Below are 18,697 nucleotides of genomic sequence, written 5' to 3'. Positions count from 1 at the left end.
TCATGGCTGAAGTTATTTTCAACAAGCTGGAAAAGGTCTACTCCAACGGTTTTAAAGCGGTGCACGCTATCGATCTTAAGATCGCTGAAGGGGAATTCATGGTGATCGTGGGGCCATCCGGCTGCGCCAAATCCACCACCCTGCGCATGCTGGCGGGGCTGGAAACCATCAGCGGCGGCGAAGTGCGAATCGGCGACAGGATTGTGAACAACCTCGCGCCGAAAGAGCGCGGGATTGCGATGGTGTTCCAGAACTATGCGCTCTACCCGCACATGACGGTGCGCGAGAATCTGGCCTTTGGCCTCAAGCTGAGCAAGCTGCCGAAAGATCGGATCGAGGCCCAGGTGAATGAGGCCGCCAAAATTCTGGAGCTGGAAGAGCTGCTGGACCGCCTGCCGCGCCAGCTCTCCGGCGGCCAGGCGCAGCGCGTGGCGGTCGGCCGCGCGATTGTGAAAAAGCCGGACGTTTTCCTGTTCGACGAGCCGCTCTCCAACCTCGACGCCAAGCTGCGCGCCTCAATGCGTATCCGCATCTCCGATCTGCACAAGCAGCTGAAGAAATCCGGCAAACCGGCGACCACCGTGTACGTCACCCACGACCAGACCGAAGCGATGACCATGGGCGACCGCATCTGCGTGATGAAGCTCGGCCACATCATGCAGGTGGATACGCCGGACAACCTTTACCACAAGCCGAAGAACATGTTCGTGGCGGGCTTCATCGGCGCGCCGGAGATGAACATCCGCAAAAGCCAGCTGGTGGAAAAAGCGGGACAGCTGCACATCGCCATCGGCGATGAAACCATGCCGCTAAGCGCGGAACAGCAGGAGAAGGTTTCAGATTACGTCGGCCAGGAAATTTTCTACGGCGTGCGCCCGGAGTTTGTATCGCTCTCCGACGCGCCGTTCCCGGACGGCGGCTGCAGCGGCGAGATGGTGCGCGTTGAGAATATGGGCCACGAATTTTTTGTCTACCTGAAGGTCGCGGACTACGAACTGACCGCCAGAATCCCTTCCGATGAAGCTAAGCCAATGATTGATAAAGGCCTTCACCGTCAGGTGTATTTCACGTTTGATATGAACAAATGTCATATTTTTGACGCTAAAACCGAACAGAACCTCTCTCTCTGATGGAGTGATAAAAATGAAAAAAGTGCTTTTAAGCGCAGCAATCTCCGCCACCCTGGGCCTTACCGCTTTGCCATCAATGGCGCAGAACGTGGACCTTCGGATGTCCTGGTGGGGCGGCAATGGCCGTCACCAGGTCACCCTGAAAGCGCTGGAAGAGTTCCATAAGCAGAACCCGGACATTAACGTGAAGGCCGAATACACCGGCTGGGACGGCCACCTCTCCCGCCTGACGACCCAGATTGCGGGCGGCACCGAGCCGGACGTAATGCAGACTAACTGGAACTGGCTGCCGATCTTCTCCAAAACCGGTGACGGCTTCTACGATCTGAACAAGATGAAGGACGTTATCGACCTGTCGCAGTTCGATCCGAAAGAGCTGCAAACCACCACCGTTAACGGCAAACTCAACGGCATTCCGATTTCGGTGACCGCGCGCGTGTTCTACTTCAACGACGAGACCTGGAAAAAAGCGGGCATTGCCTACCCGAAAACCTGGGACGAGCTGATGGCTGCCGGTAAGACCTTCGAAAGCAAGCTCGGCAAGCAGTACTACCCGGTCATTCTGGAGCACCAGGATACGCTGGCGCTGCTGAACTCGTACATGATCCAGAAGTACAACATCCCCGCCGTGGACGAGAAAACCAAAAAGTTCAGCTACACCAAAGCGCAGTGGGTGGAGTTCTTCCAGACCTACAAAAAGCTGATCGACAGCCACGTGATGCCGGACACCAAATACTATGCCTCGTTCGGCAAGAGCAACATGTATGAGATGAAGCCGTGGATCCAGGGCGAATGGGGCGGCACCTACATGTGGAACTCCACGATTAACAAATATTCCGACAACCTGAAGCCACCGGCGAAGCTGGTGCTGGGCAGCTACCCCATGCTGCCGGGCGCCACCGACGCGGGCCTGTTCTTCAAACCGGCGCAGATGCTGTCGATCGGGAAATCAACCAAAAACCCGGAAGCGGCAGCGAAGCTGATTAACTTCCTGCTGAACAGCAAGGAGGGAGTGGATACGCTGGGTCTGGAGCGCGGCGTACCGCTGAGCAAGGTGGCGGTGCAGTATCTGACCGAAGACGGCACCATCAAAGAGGACGATCCTTCCGTGGCGGGCCTGCGTCTGGCGCAGTCGCTGCCTGCAAAACTCACCGTATCCCCCTACTTTGACGACCCGCAGATTGTGGCGCAGTTCGGCACCTCGTTGCAGTATATCGACTACGGACAGAAAACCGTGGAAGAGACTGCCGCGGACTTCCAGCGTCAGGCAGAGCGTATTTTGAGACGCGCGATGCGCTAAGGCCGTCTACCGCACCGGACAGTTCCCTCTCCCCTTGGGGCCGAGGGATCCCCAGTAATTTTTTAAGCAGAAGCAATAATGTTGCTTTCTGAATGACTGAGGGCTGTCAGCGATGCCCTGGTCCGGCTGTAAATCGCTGAGGCGTTTCCTGCAGGCCGGGGCGAGGCGCAGGGATGCGCCGAGAGGGCGGAATTTACAGGGACGTTGCCTCCGCCCGTACCCGATAAGCCGGAAGGAATAAGCCGAGGGCACCGCGAAGCGGCGATTTACCGCCGGGAGCCCGGGTCGCCAGGGTGGTGGCGACTGAGCCACCCTGGCACGTTCACCGGTCATGTCGTTACAGAGTAGCAAGGAACATAACGTGAACGGAATGACCTCTACAGCCATATGTTCCCCCTCACCCCAGCCCTCTCCCTCAAGGGAGAGGGGGTCCTCCGTGCAGGCATTGTTTTGTGGGGAACCCTCAGCCCCTTGGGGAGAGGGTCACGGTGAGGGGGATAAATCACACGCCGATATTACGCAGTTTCTCCCCGCTCATCAGCCTGCGTTCAATATGCTCCAGCGTCACGCCTTTGGTTTCCGGGATCAGCCAGAAGGTCACTCCGATAAACGCCACGTTCAGCACCGTATAGAGCCAGAAGGTGCCCGCCGCGCCAATCGCATCCAGCAGCGTCAGGAAGGTCGCACCGATGATCATGTTCGACACCCAGTTGGTGGTGGTGGAACAGGTAATGCCAAAGTCGCGGCATTTCAGCGGCTGAATTTCAGAGCACAGGATCCACACCACCGGGGCGGCGCTCATTGCATAACCGGCAATGCACATCATGGTCATGCCAACGGAGAGCCAGGAGAGGCCGCTGGACGCCGTGCCGTTATCGAACTGCATCAGGCAGTAGCCTAAGATCAGCGTGCCGAGCGCCATCACGCTAAAACCAATTTTCAGCGCCGGTTTGCGTCCGGCCTTATCAACGGTGAACACCGCGATGAAGGTTGCGAACATAAAGGTCAGTCCCACCACCAGCGTGGCGATCATCTGCTGCTCGGTCGTGGTGAAACCGGCCATTTTGAAGATGCGCGGCGCGTAGTACATGATGATGTTCATACCGGTGAACTGCTGCATCGCCTGCAGCAGCATGCCGAGGAACACCGCACGGCGCACGTTGCGGTTAGCCCGGAAGAGCGACCAGCCGCCCTGCTTCAGCTTCAGGCTTTCGCGGATCTCGTTCAGCTCTTCACGCGCTTTTTCGGACGTGTCGCGCAGCATGCGCAGCACCTCTTCCGCCTCCACGTGACGCCCCTTTTGCGCCAGCCAGCGCGGGCTGTTCGGCAGGAAAATAACTAACACAATCAGCACCAGCGCAGGCAGTGCCAGCACGCCAAGCATTGCCCGCCAGTTGCCGCTGTAGCTGAAGTATGTGTCCGACAGGAACGCCAGCACGATCCCGAGCGTCACCATCAGCTGGTACATGCTGATCATTTTACCGCGCACGTTCTCGCTCGCCATTTCGGAGAGGTACAGCGGGGCGGTGTAGGACGCGATGCCCACCGCCACGCCCAGCAGCACGCGGGAGAGCAGCAGCACTTCAACGTTGGTGGCAAACGCCGAGCCGATGGAGCCGGCAACGAACAGGATCGCCCCGACCATCAGGCTGTATTTACGCCCGAGACGGAACGAGAGCCAGCCGTTAAACAGCGCGCCGATGGCTGCGCCCAGCATCATGCTGCTCACCACCCACTCCTGAAGGCGGTTACTCAGCGTGAAGTGGTCGGTAATAAAGGGCAGTGCGCCGGCAATAACGCCGATATCCAGTCCGAACAGTAAGCCGGCTACGGCAGCCGCAACAGAAACAAACTGGTTCATGCGTCGGGTATCGCGCAGCGCAGCGGGCATAAGGGTAGAGTCATTTATAGATGTCATAGTTTCCTGCCTCAACAGCGAAATTCGTTAACTGAAATTACGAGATACCGGCAGAAAGTGTCAGGTCGGAACTGGTGAAGATATGGATTTTTTCGCTACGACATATGGAACTGTGATGGACATTACAATTTCAAATCAGGGTAATTAAACCTGCTTTTTTATTAATCACTTCATTTTCAAGCAATTAATGTGTGATGCGCGTCATTTATTCTTTTTTGATATGGATTTTTCATCTTTCAGGATATGGATAATGGCTATTTTGGCGCAAAAAACCTCCGCCCGGGGGCAGAGGTTCTTTATTCAGGCTGAATTAACGCGCCAGCCAGCCGCCGTCGACGGCAATGGTGTAGCCGTTAACGTAATCCGATGCCGGGGAAGCCAGGAACACAATCGGCCCCATCAGATCGCTCGGCAGGCCCCAGCGCCCCGCCGGAATACGCTCGAGGATCGCCGCGCTGCGTTCTTCATCCGCGCGCAGCTGCTGGGTATTGTTGGTGGCCATGTAGCCCGGCGCAATCGCGTTAACGTTAATGTTGTGCTGCGCCCACTCGTTTGCCAGCAGGCGGGTCACGCCCATCACGGCGCTTTTCGAGGCGGTGTAAGACGGTACGCGGATGCCGCCCTGGAAGGAGAGCATGGAGGCAATATTGACGATCTTGCCGCCTTTCCCCTGCGCGATGAAGTGCTTCGCCGCCGCCTGAGACATGAAGAACACGCTCTTGATGTTCAGGTTCATGACGTCGTCCCAGTCCGTCTCGCTGAAGTTAATCGCGTCTTCACGACGGATCAGGCCGGCGTTGTTAACCAGAATATCGATATGACCGAACTCCGCCACGGCGCGATCCAGCAGCTCGGGGATGGCGTCGATTTTGCGCAGATCGGCGGTCAGGCTCAGAAAACGGCGGCCCAGCGCGGTTACGCGCTCGATGGTTTCAGTCGGCTCAACGATATTAATCCCGACGATGTCGCAGCCCGCCTCCGCCAGACCTAACGCCATGCCCTGACCCAGGCCGGTGTCACAACCGGACACCACGGCCACTTTACCCTGCAGAGAAAATGCATCCAGAATCATGTTTTTTCCTTAATCATTCAGCGCCTGTCACCAACAGGCAGAGTTATGCTTAACTGCCTGCGGCTAGCGCAGATACTTAACAGCGACGTGGTCCATGTCATCAAAGACCTGGTTTTCACCGACCATACCCCAGATGAAGGTATAGGCTTTCGTCCCCACGCCGGAGTGAATAGACCAGCTCGGGGAGATAACAGCCTGCTCGTTGTGCATCACGATATGGCGCGTCTCCTGCGGCTGTCCCATCATGTGGAACACGCAGGCATCTTCATCCATGTTGAAGTAGAAGTAGACTTCCATGCGGCGCTCGTGGGTATGGCACGGCATGGTGTTCCACAGGTTGCCCGGCGCAAGCTCGGTCAGCCCCATGCTGAGCTGGCAGGTCTCCAGCACGTCCGGAACGAAGTATTTGTTGATGGTGCGGCGGTTGCTGGTGAGGTTATCGCCAAGCGTGACCGGGGCAACGTCCGCAGGCGTTACTTTTTTGGTCGGGTAGGTAGTGTGGGCCGGGGCGCAGTTATAGTAAAACTTTGCTGGCTTGCCGGCGTCGACGCTGGCAAACACCACTTCTTTCGCCCCTTTGCCGACGTACAGCGCGTCGCGGTGGCCAATCTCGTAGCACTGGCCGTCAACCGTAATGGTGCCCGGCCCGCCGATGTTAATCACGCCCAGCTCGCGGCGCTCGAGGAAGTAGCTCACGCCCAGCTGCTTGCCCACTTCGCCGCCCACGGAGACGGTGCTCGCCACGGGCATAATTCCGCCCACGATAATGCGGTCAATATGGCTGTAGACCATGGTGTATTTGTCGGCTTCGAACACCTGCTCAACTAAAAACTCGCCGCGCAGCCCCTGAGTATCCAGCGTTTTTGCATGCGCACTGTGGATGCTTTGTCTGACTTCCACATCAACCTCCAGAATGGATCGTGCCCGAAGGCAAAGTTAATTAACGAAACAACGTTCCGTTTTCGTGATGAGCACATATTATCCCCTGATAAATGGCTTTTCAATTACATTTAAAACAACGTTTCATTTTTTCTGCGTGTTTCTTCCAGAAATGGCGTTTCGATCACGATAAATCTATCCCGACGCAATACTCAGCCCTGAAACTGATAAATTGCGCTGTCAGTCACACATAATGAAACGATGTTTTGATAATTTAACACCCAGTTTTCAACCCATTCTTCGCGTTCAAAGGAGTGCATTATGGCTAAAGGCATGCGGGTCAAGCTGAACTATGAGGTCAGCCGCGATCCGGACACGGGCGTGGAAGTCACCCGCCTGACCCCACCGGAAGTAACCTGTCATCGCAACTACTTTTACCAGAAGTGCTTCTTTAACGACGGCAGCCATCTGCTGTTCGCCGGGGAGTTCGACGGTCACTGGAACTATTACCTGCTGGATCTGAACAATGCCGAAGCGGTGCAGCTCACCGAAGGCCCGGGCGATAACACCTTCGGCGGGTTCCTCTCCCCGGACGATAAATCCTTCTACTATGTGAAAAACGATCGCACCCTGCTGGAGGTGGATTTAGAGACGCTGGCGGAGCGCGAGGTGTACCGCGTCCCGGAAGAGTGGGTGGGCTACGGTACCTGGGTCGCGAACAGCGACTGCACCAAACTGGTGGGCATTGAGATTGCCAGACGTGACTGGACGCCGCTCAACGACTGGAAAATTTTCCACGACTTCTTCCATAAGGGGCCGCACTGCCGCCTGCTGCGCGTTGACCTGAAAACGGGCGAAAGCGCCACCGTTCACGACGAGAAGATCTGGCTGGGGCATCCGATTTATCGTCCGTTCGACGACAATACCGTGGCCTTCTGCCATGAAGGGCCGCACGATCTGGTTGACGCACGCATGTGGCTGGTCAATGAAGACGGCAGCAACGTGCGAAAGGTCAAAACGCACGCGGAAGGGGAAAGCTGCACGCATGAATTTTGGGTGCCGGACGGCTCCGCGCTGGTCTATGTCTCTTACCTGAAGGGCCAGCAGGGGCGCACCATCTCCCGCTACAGCCCGGATACCGACATTAATGAAGCGGTGATGAGCATGCCTGCCTGTTCGCACCTGATGAGTAACTTTGACGGCACCATGCTCGTTGGCGACGGTTCCGGCACGCCTGTCGACGTAAAAGACACCGGCGGCTACACCATCGATAACGATCCTTACCTGTATGCCTTTGACGTGGCGAAGAAAGCCTGTTTCCGCATCGCCCGTCACGACACCTCCTGGGCCACGGTAGCGAACAGCCGCCAGGTGACCCACCCGCATCCGTCCTTCACTCCGGATGAGAAAGCGGTTCTGTACAGTTCCGATAAAGACGGCAAGCCGGCGCTCTATATCGCGAAACTCCCCGAGCAACCTGAAATGTTGCATGCCTGACTTGAGTTAGTGTTTCTGTAACTGGCCTTGCCCTCCGTTTCGGGGGGCTTTTTTTGCGTAATGCGTTTTCCCCCGGCACAAAAAAACCGGCTCAAGCGAGCCGGCCTTTTCCCGGAGGTACTGCCTGTTTTAGAAAGAGTACGCCACGCCTAAACGGAAGCGGGTCTGACGTTCGTCAGTCTCTTTAACGCCCACGTTCCCTACCTCAACATACGGCGCCCAGTTTTTATCCCATTTATAGGCCAGCTTGGCGTTATATTCGTTGGAGTAATCTTTATTATTATTTCGGGCCATGCCTTCTGCGCTTTTCGCATAAACATAGTTCAGCTCGGTACGCCAGTCGCCTAATACCCAACCGATCCAGGCATCGCCACGGTTAACCTTGTCATCGTCTTTATTTTCGCTTGACGGATAACGGGTATATTCATAGCGGTAACGCGCGGCCACGTAGAAGCCATTATCGAAGCTATATTGTAAATGCAAATTCGGTTTATAAATGGTGCGGCTGTCGGTGCTTTCAATCGTAAACGCTGGCGTCAGGGCAATATTGTCCGTCGCTTTCCAGCGCCAGCTGATCTGATCTTCATGACCGTTACCTACCACATCGGCAAACGGCCGATCGGCTTTGTCACCGCCCGACTTCCACTTCGCTTCTACCGAAAAACCAAGACCATTATCAAAGCGATGCGAGACGGCAACGCGGTCGGCGTTCGAGCCGCTGTCGATGTATTCGTGACGCAGATCGACGGTAACGGCATGAGACATAAAAGAGGCACTAATAAGAGAGGCAAGGACCAGAGATTTCTTAAGCATGAAAAAACCCTCAATTAAAATGATGTTTCGTTTTTATGAAACTTGAGTTTATTTTTTATGCACCTGTATTTTAGTGACAAAGATCGAAATTATTTGTTTCATTTTTTTTGGCAAAGATCGGCGTGAACCCCATCAACAAAAAAGGGGATTTAACCGTAAATTTCAGGAGAGAGATCACACTGAGAAGATCGCAACGCGAATTATTATCCGCGCAAGGATCGCCGAAAGTTTAAGAAAGAGCTTATAAAGGTAAAAAAGGTTTAGGGAGGCAAAAAAAAACCTCCCGTTGGGAGGCTTTTACGCGCGGAGGGGGAGATTACCGTTCGATAGCCAGCGCCACCCCCTGCCCTCCGCCAATGCACAGCGTCGCAATCCCTTTGCGGGCGTTACGCTTTTTCATTTCATGGACTAACGAGACCAGAATGCGGCAGCCAGAGGCTCCGATAGGATGGCCAAGCGCGATGGCGCCGCCGTTTACGTTAACCCGCAGCGGATCCCACTCCAGCATTTTTCCGACCGAGATTGCCTGCGCGGCGAAAGCTTCGTTGACTTCAATCAGATCCACTTCGCTCAGCTGCCAGCCCGCCCGCTCCAGGCAGCGTCGCGTGGCGTAAACCGGGGCGATCCCCATGAGTGCCGGATCAACGCCGACGCTGGCAAAGGCTTTGATCCGCGCCAGCACCGGCAGCGCCAGCTCCTGGGCTTTGCTTTCGCTCATCATCATCACCGCCGCGGCGCCGTCGTTGATGGAAGAGGCGTTGCCCGCCGTGACCGACCCCTGCGTTTCGAAGGCCGGATTGAGCTTTGCCAGCCCTTCTGCGCTGGTATCGGTACGCGGCTGCTCATCGGTATCGACGATGAACGCGTCTCCGTTCTGGCGCCGGGTACTGACCGGGACGATTTCATCGCGAAAGCGCCCGGAATCGATCGCGGCACGCGCCTTTTGCTGCGAGCTGAGGGCATACGCGTCCTGAAGCTCGCGGCTGATGCCGTATTCCCGCGCCAGGTTCTCCGCCGTCACGCCCATATGGTAATCATTGAAGGCGTCCCACAGCCCGTCGTGAACCAGGCTGTCGAGCAGCTGGCTGTTTCCGAGCTGCGCGCCGGTCCGGCTGTCGGTCAGCACGTGCGGGGCGCGGCTCATATTCTCCTGCCCGCCGGCTATCACGACATCCGCTTCGCCGCACTGGATGGCCTGCGTCGCCAGATGCAGCGCTTTCAGGCCTGAGCCACAGACGTCGTTGATGGTGATGGCCGAAACGGTGTTGGGCAGGCCGCCCTTCAGCGCCGCCTGGCGCGCAGGGTTTTGTCCCGCGCCAGCGGTCAGCACCTGGCCCAGGATCACCTCATCAACTTCATGTGCGGCGATCCCGCTGCGCTCCACCAGCGCCTTCACCACCACGCTGCCGAGATCAACCGCAGAGTGGCGCGCAAGCGCTCCCTGAAAACAGCCGATAGCCGTACGTAACGCACCCACTATAACGACATCTTTCATCACGACCTCTGTACAAAATGACATGACGATAGTAGAGGATTGTTATCAACAATTGACGCAAATGTTTAAAATTAGTGAGTTTAGTCACAGGATTATCGCGCATCCTGAAGGTACTGGCGCAGCCAGCTTCCGGCGACGCCGGGCGGGGATCGTTTGTTCCACAGCAGATCGATAGCAATCGACCTCGGCCAGCCCGGCACGTTCAGCTGCACCAGCGATTTCGACGCGGCAAATTCGTCAACCAGCGCGCAGGGCAGTGCGCACCAGCCAAAGCCCTGCACCGCCATACTCAACAGCAGCAGGTAGTTCGGCGCGGACCAGACCGGCCCGCGCGCAAGGGTGGCCTCACGTTCAAGATAGGTACTCAGCCGCAGCTCGCGCCAGCCGTGAAGCTCGTCCGCGTGGGTCTCGTGCTGGCCCGCCAGCGGATGCCCGGCAGAGACGTAGATAGCCATTCGCGTCTGCATGGGCAGCCTTGTCGCGCCGATATCCGTCGGATAGCCGTCCCGCGCTTCCGTCAGGCCAATCTGCGCCCGCTCCTTTTGCAGCAGATCGATAACGTCTTCCTCTTCCCCAATCAGGCACTCAAATTCCGTGTGCGGAAAACGCTGGTCGAACTGGCTCATCATCGCTTCCAGCACGGCCGGGTTTAGCGTATCGGAGAGCACGAAGGTAAAACGCGCCTCCGTTTGCGCCGTTAAGGATACCGCCAGCTCGTCCAGCCGCGCGCTGGCGGCCAGAATCGACTGCACATAGCCCAGCACCTGTTCCCCCTGCGCGGTTAACACCGGCTGGCGCGCCGAGCGGTCGAAAAGCTCAAACCCAAGGTCAGCCTCAAGGTTGGCGATGGAGGTGCTGATGGTGGACTGGCTCTTGCGCAGCCGCCGGGCGGCGGCGGAAAACGATCCGGCGGCGACGGTTTCGACAAACGCGGTCAGTGCTTCGGGAGAATAGCGCATGATGTATCTACTTTATCGATGGATACCATCTTTTATATATCACCTTAAGCGATAAGAATAGGCCGCATCGACGCCCATACTGGCGTAACCATGAGGTGAATATGCAACATCAGGATGCACTCCAGCGTAAATTACCGGAGCGAATCTTCCATGCCGTCTGCTTTGAGGGCATCGCCACGGCGATCCTCGCCCCCACCGCCGCGTGGCTAATGCAGCGCTCGGTTCTTGAAATGGGTGGCCTGACCATCATTCTGGCGACCACGGCAATGCTCTGGAACATTATCTACAACTTCGGTTTCGACCGTTTCTGGCCGGTGCAGCGGGTCAGGCGCACGGCGAAAGTACGCGCCCTGCATGCGCTGGGTTTTGAATGCGGCTTTATTGTGATTGGCGTAACCATCGTCGCCGCGGTGCTGGGCGTGACGCTGCTTCAGGCATTCACGCTGGAAATCGGCTTCTTCCTGTTCTTCCTGCCGTACACCATGCTCTACAACTGGGCGTACGATACGCTGCGCGAGAAAATTATCAGGCGCCGCCAGCAGCGACGCGCCCTGGCAGGCTAATTCCCTTCTGGCCGGAGACCCTCTCCGGCCCCTTCCCTGCGAAGCAACTACGATCTCAACGCATAATTATGGTAAATTGCACTCCTTTTTGTTCGTTTTATAGTTGATACGTTGCTCTAATGTCGAAAATTTGGTCAAAAGAAGAGACTCTCTGGAGTTTCGCCCTCTACGGCACTGCCGTGGGCGCAGGAACCCTGTTCTTGCCCATTCAGCTCGGCTCTGCTGGCGCGATTGTCCTGCTGATCACCGCCCTTGTGGCGTATCCCTTAACCTACTGGCCGCATAAAGCGCTGGCGCAATTTATCCTGTCGTCGAAAACGAAAGGCAGCGAGGGGATCACCGGCGCCGTTTCCCATTACTACGGTAAAAAGATCGGTAACCTGATCACCACGCTCTATTTCGTGGCCTTCTTTGTGGTGGTGCTGATATACGCGGTGGCGATAACCAACTCGCTGACTGAACAGCTGGCGAAACGGATGACGGTGGATACCGGCGTGCGGATGCTGGTGAGCTTTGGCGTGGTGCTGATCCTGAATCTGATCTTCCTGATGGGGCGGCACATTACCATTAAGGTAATGGGATTCCTGGTGTTTCCGCTGATCGCCTATTTCCTGTTTGTCTCGCTGTATCTGACGGGAAGCTGGCAGCCGTCGCTGCTGACCAGCCAGATGGCCTTCGACCAGCATACGCTGCACCAGGTGTGGATTTCGATCCCGGTGATGGTTTTCGCCTTTAGCCATACCCCTATCATCTCGACCTTCGCCGTAGACCGTCGCGAAAAATACGGCGACGAGGCCATGGGTAAATGCAAAAAAATCATGAAGGTGGCGTACCTGATCATCTGCCTCAGCGTGCTGTTCTTTGTGTTCAGCTGCCTGCTTTCGATTCCACCGTCCTATATCGTGGCGGCCAAAGAGGAAGGGGTGACAATCCTGTCCGCGCTGTCGATGATGCCTTCGTCGCCGGCATGGCTGGGTATTTCCGGCATCATCGTGGCGATTATTGCGATGTCGAAATCGTTCCTCGGCACCTATTTTGGGGTGATTGAAGGGGCAACCGAGATCGTGAAGTCGTCGCTGAATCAGGTCGGGGTGAAGAAAAGCCGCGCCTTTAACCGCGCCGTTTCGATCCTTGGGGTGTCGCTGATTACCTTTGCGGTCTGCTGCATCAATCCGAATGCTATCTCAATGATTTACGCTATTAGCGGTCCGCTTATCGCCATGATCCTGTTCATCATGCCGACGCTGTCGACCTACCTGATCCCGTCACTGAAACCGTACCGCTCTGTCGGTAACCTGCTGACGCTGATTGTGGGCGTGCTGTGCGTGTCGGTGATGTTTGTCGGTTGAGTGCGCTGCCCGGCGCAATGCCGGGCATCGGCTTCACGCCCGGATATCGTCATACTCCCGCGTATTATCAAACTCATGCTTCGCAAACGGGCACAGGGGGATAATTTTACGGTTCTCACCGCGCATCTTCTCCACCACTTTTGCCACCAGCTGTTTACCCACGCCCTGGCCCTTCAGGCTCGGATCCACATCGGTGTGCTCGATAATGCTCAGATGCTCGCCGGTCGGGACAAAGACGATCTCCGCCACCTGATTACCTTCGGCATCGTTAACGTAAAACTTGTTATGGCCTTCAAGAATATCCATGGTTCCTCGCTTATTTTTGGCGGTACTTCAGCGCACCGCTCGGGCAGGTATCAATTACGCGTACGACAGTTTCTTCATCCACTTCATCGGGGGCTATCCACGGCTTACGCTTCAGGTCGAACAGCTTTGCGCTGCCGCGCACGCAGTTCCCCGAGTGTTTGCAGATCCCGGTGTTGAAGTAGACATCAATTTTCTCGCCGGTGTAGGCCCGGTACCCCGCATCCAGTAGCTCCTGATCCATGACATTGCCTCTGTAATTATTGTGGTGACGAATGCAGCATACCCTCACCCGTCACGGCTGACCACGTCAAAAATGACGATCGGACGCGTTGTTTACGGCGCGTTATTTCGCCGCTCGCTTAAGAATATTCTGAATACAAAGACGCGCGCCGGTACGATATATTTTTGCGCTACGTCAATTCATGTAATAATTTCCGCCGCGTTCATATTAAGATTATTAGCTAAGCGGAATCCTAACCGCCCGCGTTATTTATCCCTAAGCAATGGATTTACCGTAGATTTTCAAAACACATAACGAAGCGGTATTTTCCCCTCCCCGCTGAAAATAACGTGAAACGAGCGCGGCGATAAATTTGACTCTTCTCACATAACGACTAATGTTAATTCCTGAACGACAAGTGATACGGTTTTCTTATCGTATCTCCTGACATAAACGCAACATGAGGGTTGATATATGGCAGAACAACATCGTGGTGGTTCCGGTAATTTCGCTGAAGACCGTGAAAAAGCATCAGAAGCTGGACGTAAAGGCGGCCAGCACAGCGGCGGTAATTTCAAAAACGATCCGCAACGCGCATCTGAAGCGGGTAAGAAAGGGGGACAGAACAGTCACGGCGGAGGCCGTAAATCTGATAACTCCTGATCTTATTTAAAGCTCTTATAAATATATCGAGAGCATGCTGCGGGCCTGACGGCTCGCAGTAATTCCCCCTTATTTTACCGGAGCGAATATATGAATATGAAAAGTGTTGAAGACGTATTTATTCACCTCTTATCCGACACCTACAGCGCTGAGAAGCAGCTGACCCGCGCGCTAAGCAAACTGGCCCGCGCCGCCTCCAGCGAGAAGCTGAGCGCCGCGTTCACGGCTCATCTTGAGGAGACGCAGGGACAGATCGAACGTATCGATCAGATTATTGAGCAGGAGTCCGGCCTCAAGCTGAAGCGTATGAAGTGCGTGGCGATGGAAGGCTTAATTGAAGAAGCCAACGAAGTCATTGAGAGTACGGAAAAAAATGAAGTACGTGACGCTGCGTTAATTGCGGCAGCGCAGAAAGTAGAACACTACGAAATTGCCAGCTACGGTACCCTTGCCACCCTGGCTGAACAATTAGGCTATAAGAAAGCCGTTAAACTTCTTGCCGAAACTCTGGAAGAAGAAAAAGAAACCGATCTCAAATTAACCGATCTGGCTGTCGGCAATATTAATCAAAAAGCCCAGAAAGGATAAATTAAAAGTTTGATGAGCATCAGCACCGAAAATTAACCAGAATATAAATCACAGGAGTTAATTATGAATCATGTAGAACACTACCATGATTGGCTACGCGATGCCCATGCGATGGAAAAGCAAGCCGAATCAATGCTGGAATCAATGGCTGGCCGTATTGATAATTACCCGGACCTGCGTGCCCGAATTGAACAACACGTTAACGAGACTAAACGCCAAATTACATTGCTGGAGGAAATTCTTGACCGCAATGATATTTCGCGTTCAGTCATTAAAGATTCCATGAGCAAAATGGCGGCGCTCGGCCAGTCCATTGGCGGCATGTTCCCGTCTGATGAAATCGTTAAAGGCTCCATCAGCGGCTACGTATTTGAGCAGTTCGAAATTGCCTGTTACACCTCCCTGCTGGCAGCGGCCAAAAAAGCGGGCGATACCGCCTCTATTCCCGCCATCGAGACGATTCTGGCGGAAGAGCGCGAAATGGCTGACTGGCTGCTTCGTCACATCCCGCAGACAACGGAACAGTTCCTGCTGCGCTCCGACGCGGACGGCGTAGAAGCGAAAAAATAACGGAAGAGGGAGAATCTATGTTTCGACACGTAAAACAGCTGCAATACACGGTTCGCGTAGCCGAACCGAATCCGGGTCTGGCTAACCTTCTGCTTGAGCAGTTTGGCGGACCACAGGGCGAACTTGCCGCGGCATGTCGTTACTTTACGCAGGGACTGAGCGACGACGATCCCGGTCGTAAAGATATGCTGATGGATATCGCGACCGAGGAGTTAAGTCACCTGGAAATCATCGGTACCCTGGTGGGTATGCTGAACAAGGGTGCAAAAGGTGAACTGGCGGAAGGCGTTGAGAATGAAGCGGAGCTGTACCGGTCCATGACCGAGAACGGCAATGACAGCCACATCACCTCCCTGCTCTACGGTGGCGGTACTCCGCTTACCAACTCCGCGGGCGTGCCCTGGACGGCAGCCTACGTAGATACCATTGGCGAACCCACGGCCGACCTGCGCTCTAACATAGCGGCAGAGGCGCGCGCTAAGATTATCTACGAGCGGCTGATTAACGTAACGGACGATCCGGGCGTTAAGGATGCGCTGGCATTTTTAATGACGCGTGAAGCAGCGCACCAGCTCTCGTTCGAAAAGGCGCTTCAGTCGATCCGCAACAATTTCCCACCGGGTAAATTGCCGCCGATCGAAGAGTACACCAACAAGTACTACAATATGTCTGAGGGCGGAGAAGTTCGCGGAAGCTGGAACAGCGATAAGCACTTCGATTACGTGGAATCCCCTCAGCCAGCGGTTGATGGTGGTGACGGTAGCGCAAGCGTAACGCTCACGACGGAGCAGGCCACACTGGTCAAAGCAATGTCTGCGCGCACGAAATCCGATCCAACGGCCGATCCGTTAACCGGCGCCGAGCTTGGCGCGGGTAAGAAAAAACCGTAACCGGTTTTGCCAGGCAGCCTGACGCTGTCTGGCAACTCCCTTGCGCTATCAGTTCCAGAGGTACGGAGCATGTTCGAGCTTGATGCGTTTCATCTTGCCAGGATCCAGTTCGCCTTTACCGTCTCCTTTCATATTCTCTTTCCGGCGATCACCATCGGGCTTGCAAGCTATCTGGTGGTACTCGAAGGAATGTGGCTTCGCACTAAAAACGATGTCTGGCGCTCGCTATACCATTTCTGGCTGAAAATTTTCGCCGTTAACTTTGGTATGGGCGTGGTCTCCGGGCTGGTGATGGCCTACCAGTTTGGCACCAACTGGAGCGGCTTTTCCCAGTTCGCGGGCAGTATTACCGGCCCCCTGCTCACCTATGAAGTGTTAACCGCCTTCTTCCTGGAAGCCGGTTTTTTAGGCGTGATGCTGTTCGGCTGGAACAAGGTCGGCCCTGGCCTGCACTTCTTTGCTACCTGCATGGTGGCGCTGGGCACCCTGATGTCCACCTTCTGGATCCTCGCCTCCAACAGCTGGATGCACACCCCGCAGGGCTTCAGTATTCAGAACGGCCAGGTCATTCCCGAAGACTGGCTGGCTATCATCTTTAACCCCTCGTTCCCCTATCGCCTGATCCACATGTCCATCGCCGCCTTCCTGTGCAGCGCGCTGTTCGTGGGCGCCTCCGGGGCGTGGCATCTGCTGCGCGGCAACGATACGCCCGCCGTGCGCAAAATGTTCTCCATGGCGATGTGGATGGCGCTGCTGGTCGCGCCCATTCAGGCGGTAGTCGGAGATATGCACGGCCTGAATACGCTGGAGCATCAGCCTGCCAAGATTGCCGCGATTGAAGGCCACTGGGAGAACCCGCCCGGCGAGGCGACCCCGCTGCTGCTGTTTGGCGTACCGGATATGGAAGAGGAGCGCACCAAATACGGGCTTGAAATTCCCGCGCTCGGCAGCCTGATCCTGACGCACAGCCTGGATAAACAGGTTCCGGCGCTGAAAGATTTTCCGAAAGAGGATCGCCCGAACTCGCTCATCGTCTTCTGGTCCTTCCGCATTATGGTCGGCATGGGGCTGCTGATGATTACGCTTGGCGTGCTCAGCGTGTGGCTGCGCTATCGCCGTCGGCTCTATCATTCGCGGCCTTTCCACTGGTTTGCCCTGTGCATGGGGCCCGCCGGACTGCTCGCGCTGCTCGCCGGCTGGGTCACTACCGAAGTGGGCCGCCAGCCGTGGGTCGTCTACGGCTATCTGCGCACGATTGACGCGGTTTCTCTGCACAGCACGCTGCAGATGAGCATCAGCCTGCTGGCCTTTATCGTGGTCTATTGTTCGGTGTTCGGCGTGGGCTACGTCTATCTCGCCCGGTTGATTAAGAAAGGGCCGCAGCCCGTCGGCACGCTAACGTCTAATACGTCGGGCACGCCTGCCCGTCCGCTGTCCGCCGCCGAGTCTGTTCCGGAAGAGGAGAAGATCTGATGGGCGTCGATATCCCGGTCATCTGGTTTGCCATTATTGTCTTCGCCACGCTGATGTACATCATCATGGACGGCTTCGATCTCGGTATCGGCATGCTGTTCAGCTTCGTGGGGGATGCCAAAGAGCGCGACGTGATGGTAAACAGCGTCGCCCCGGTGTGGGACGGAAATGAAACCTGGCTGGTTCTCGGCGGCGCGGGGCTGTTCGGCGCGTTCCCGCTGGCCTATGCGGTGATTATCGATGCGCTCACCATCCCGCTCACCGCCATGCTGATCGGCCTTATTTTCCGCGGCGTGGCGTTTGAGTTTCGCTTCAAGGCCACCCCTTCGCACCGCAAGTTCTGGGATTACGCCTTTGCCGGCGGCTCCCTGCTCGCGACCTTCAGCCAGGGGATCGTGGTCGGGGCGATGATTAACGGCTTCGACGTGGAAGGACGGCGCTTTGTCGGTTCGTCGCTGGACTGGTTTACGCCGTTTAACCTGTTCTGCGGGCTGGGGTTAATCGTCGCCTATACCCTGCTCGCCACCACGTGGCTGATCATGAAAAGCGAAGGCGCGCTGCAGCGCCGCATGCGCGAGCTGACCCGCCACGTGCTGCTGGCGCTGATCGCCGTGATTGCGGTGGTGAGCATTTGGACCCCGCTCGGCTGGCAGTTTGTCGCCGAACGCTGGTTCACCCTGCCCAACTTCTTCTGGTTCCTGCCGGTGCCGTTGCTGGTCGCGGTATTTAGCCTGTGGATCTGGCGGCTGACGCGCAATCCCGACAGCCATGCCCGCCCGTTCCTGCTCACGCTGGGCTTAATCTTCCTCGGCTTTAGCAGGCTTGGCATCAGCCTGTGGCCGCATATTATCCCGCCGCGCATTACCCTGTGGGAAGCCGCCGCGCCGCCTGCCAGCCAGCTGTTTATGCTGATCGGCACGCTGCTCATCATCCCGGTGATCCTGGTGTATACCGCCTGGAGCTACTACGTCTTCCGGGGCAAAGTATCTGATACCGAAGGTTATCACTAAGG

General features: G+C 56.1%; 19 protein-coding genes. 11 read left to right on the top strand and 8 right to left on the bottom strand.

Annotated features, from left to right (window positions below):
• Positions 1–2: 2 nt before the first annotated feature.
• Together HWQ14_RS09480 and HWQ14_RS09475 are read left to right on the top strand one after the other, a co-directional pair.
• Positions 3–1,130, top strand: coding sequence for an ABC transporter ATP-binding protein (locus HWQ14_RS09480; protein WP_176609563.1), 1,128 nt, complete (start codon positions 3–5; stop codon positions 1,128–1,130).
• Between the two features lie 13 nt (positions 1,131–1,143).
• Entirely contained in the window at positions 1,144–2,430 is a 1,287-nt protein-coding gene (locus HWQ14_RS09475; RefSeq protein WP_176609562.1) for an ABC transporter substrate-binding protein, read from the top strand.
• A 502-nt stretch (positions 2,431–2,932) separates the two neighbouring features.
• On the opposite strand, the gene araE is transcribed toward HWQ14_RS09475, so the two are convergent.
• The 3 genes from araE to kduI all read right to left on the bottom strand — a co-directional run bounded on the left by araE (position 2,933) and on the right by kduI (position 6,320).
• A complete protein-coding gene (gene araE / locus HWQ14_RS09470) occupies positions 2,933–4,348 on the bottom strand; it encodes an arabinose-proton symporter AraE (protein WP_148418600.1) in 1,416 nt (471 codons plus the stop codon).
• Between the two features lie 310 nt (positions 4,349–4,658).
• Positions 4,659–5,420 carry a 2-dehydro-3-deoxy-D-gluconate 5-dehydrogenase KduD gene (gene kduD / locus HWQ14_RS09465; RefSeq protein ID WP_148418598.1) on the bottom strand — a complete coding sequence of 254 codons (762 nt, stop codon included), beginning with the start codon at positions 5,418–5,420 and terminating at the stop codon, positions 4,659–4,661.
• A gap of 63 nt (positions 5,421–5,483) precedes the next feature.
• Positions 5,484–6,320 (bottom strand): 5-dehydro-4-deoxy-D-glucuronate isomerase, encoded by an 837-nt coding sequence (gene kduI, locus HWQ14_RS09460; RefSeq protein WP_176609561.1) that lies wholly within the window; start codon positions 6,318–6,320, stop codon positions 5,484–5,486.
• Positions 6,321–6,620: 300 nt separating this feature from the next.
• On the opposite strand from kduI, the gene HWQ14_RS09455 reads away from it, so the two are divergent.
• The gene (locus HWQ14_RS09455; protein ID WP_176609560.1) at positions 6,621–7,796 is read left to right on the top strand and encodes an oligogalacturonate lyase family protein; all 1,176 of its coding nucleotides are present in this window, start codon (positions 6,621–6,623) and stop codon (positions 7,794–7,796) included.
• 129 nt (positions 7,797–7,925) lie between these two features.
• On the opposite strand, the gene HWQ14_RS09450 is transcribed toward HWQ14_RS09455, so the two are convergent.
• From HWQ14_RS09450 to HWQ14_RS09440, 3 genes are all read right to left on the bottom strand, one after another.
• Complete coding sequence (locus tag HWQ14_RS09450; protein ID WP_176609559.1) at positions 7,926–8,609, bottom strand: oligogalacturonate-specific porin KdgM family protein; 684 nt, start codon at positions 8,607–8,609, stop codon at positions 7,926–7,928.
• Between the two features lie 316 nt (positions 8,610–8,925).
• Entirely contained in the window at positions 8,926–10,104 is a 1,179-nt protein-coding gene (locus tag HWQ14_RS09445; protein ID WP_148418590.1) for an acetyl-CoA C-acetyltransferase, read from the bottom strand.
• Between the two features lie 92 nt (positions 10,105–10,196).
• Positions 10,197–11,063 (bottom strand): LysR family transcriptional regulator, encoded by an 867-nt coding sequence (locus HWQ14_RS09440; protein WP_148418589.1) that lies wholly within the window; start codon positions 11,061–11,063, stop codon positions 10,197–10,199.
• A 101-nt stretch (positions 11,064–11,164) separates the two neighbouring features.
• Here HWQ14_RS09440 and HWQ14_RS09435 point away from each other — a divergent pair, with 101 nt between their 5' ends.
• Together HWQ14_RS09435 and HWQ14_RS09430 are read left to right on the top strand one after the other, a co-directional pair.
• Positions 11,165–11,626: a multidrug/biocide efflux PACE transporter gene (locus HWQ14_RS09435; protein ID WP_148418587.1), complete on the top strand. Its 462-nt coding sequence runs from the start codon at positions 11,165–11,167 to the stop codon at positions 11,624–11,626.
• A gap of 119 nt (positions 11,627–11,745) precedes the next feature.
• Positions 11,746–12,975, top strand: a complete 1,230-nt coding sequence (locus HWQ14_RS09430) for an amino acid permease (protein ID WP_176609558.1) — start codon at positions 11,746–11,748, stop codon at positions 12,973–12,975.
• A 33-nt stretch (positions 12,976–13,008) separates the two neighbouring features.
• Here HWQ14_RS09430 and HWQ14_RS09425 read toward each other — a convergent pair whose 3' ends face one another.
• Together HWQ14_RS09425 and yjdI are read right to left on the bottom strand one after the other, a co-directional pair.
• Positions 13,009–13,281 carry a GNAT family N-acetyltransferase gene (locus HWQ14_RS09425; protein ID WP_006811846.1) on the bottom strand — a complete coding sequence of 91 codons (273 nt, stop codon included), beginning with the start codon at positions 13,279–13,281 and terminating at the stop codon, positions 13,009–13,011.
• A 10-nt stretch (positions 13,282–13,291) separates the two neighbouring features.
• Complete coding sequence (gene yjdI, locus HWQ14_RS09420; RefSeq protein ID WP_148418583.1) at positions 13,292–13,522, bottom strand: 4Fe-4S mono-cluster protein YjdI; 231 nt, start codon at positions 13,520–13,522, stop codon at positions 13,292–13,294.
• A 453-nt stretch (positions 13,523–13,975) separates the two neighbouring features.
• Here yjdI and HWQ14_RS09415 point away from each other — a divergent pair, with 453 nt between their 5' ends.
• The 6 genes from HWQ14_RS09415 (at position 13,976) to cydB (ending at position 18,695) form a co-directional block, all read left to right on the top strand.
• Positions 13,976–14,164, top strand: a complete 189-nt coding sequence (locus HWQ14_RS09415; RefSeq protein ID WP_022651794.1) for a general stress protein — start codon at positions 13,976–13,978, stop codon at positions 14,162–14,164.
• A 90-nt stretch (positions 14,165–14,254) separates the two neighbouring features.
• A complete protein-coding gene (locus tag HWQ14_RS09410) occupies positions 14,255–14,752 on the top strand; it encodes a ferritin-like domain-containing protein (protein WP_063451964.1) in 498 nt (165 codons plus the stop codon).
• Positions 14,753–14,815: 63 nt separating this feature from the next.
• Positions 14,816–15,322 (top strand): ferritin-like domain-containing protein, encoded by a 507-nt coding sequence (locus tag HWQ14_RS09405; RefSeq protein WP_148418581.1) that lies wholly within the window; start codon positions 14,816–14,818, stop codon positions 15,320–15,322.
• 17 nt (positions 15,323–15,339) lie between these two features.
• Complete coding sequence (locus HWQ14_RS09400; protein ID WP_148418579.1) at positions 15,340–16,212, top strand: manganese catalase family protein; 873 nt, start codon at positions 15,340–15,342, stop codon at positions 16,210–16,212.
• Positions 16,213–16,281: 69 nt separating this feature from the next.
• Positions 16,282–17,685 (top strand): cytochrome ubiquinol oxidase subunit I, encoded by a 1,404-nt coding sequence (locus HWQ14_RS09395; RefSeq protein ID WP_148418577.1) that lies wholly within the window; start codon positions 16,282–16,284, stop codon positions 17,683–17,685.
• Complete coding sequence (cydB, locus tag HWQ14_RS09390) at positions 17,685–18,695, top strand: cytochrome d ubiquinol oxidase subunit II (RefSeq protein WP_176609557.1); 1,011 nt, start codon at positions 17,685–17,687, stop codon at positions 18,693–18,695. Before HWQ14_RS09395 ends, cydB begins: the two co-directional genes overlap by 1 nt.
• Positions 18,696–18,697 lie beyond the last annotated feature (2 nt).

Source organism: Enterobacter cloacae (genome assembly GCF_013375935.1).
Taxonomy (GTDB): Bacteria; Pseudomonadota; Gammaproteobacteria; order Enterobacterales; family Enterobacteriaceae; genus Enterobacter; species Enterobacter pasteurii.
The sequence above is the reverse complement of the archived record's forward strand: the minus strand, read 5'-3'. Positions and strand labels throughout refer to the sequence as shown.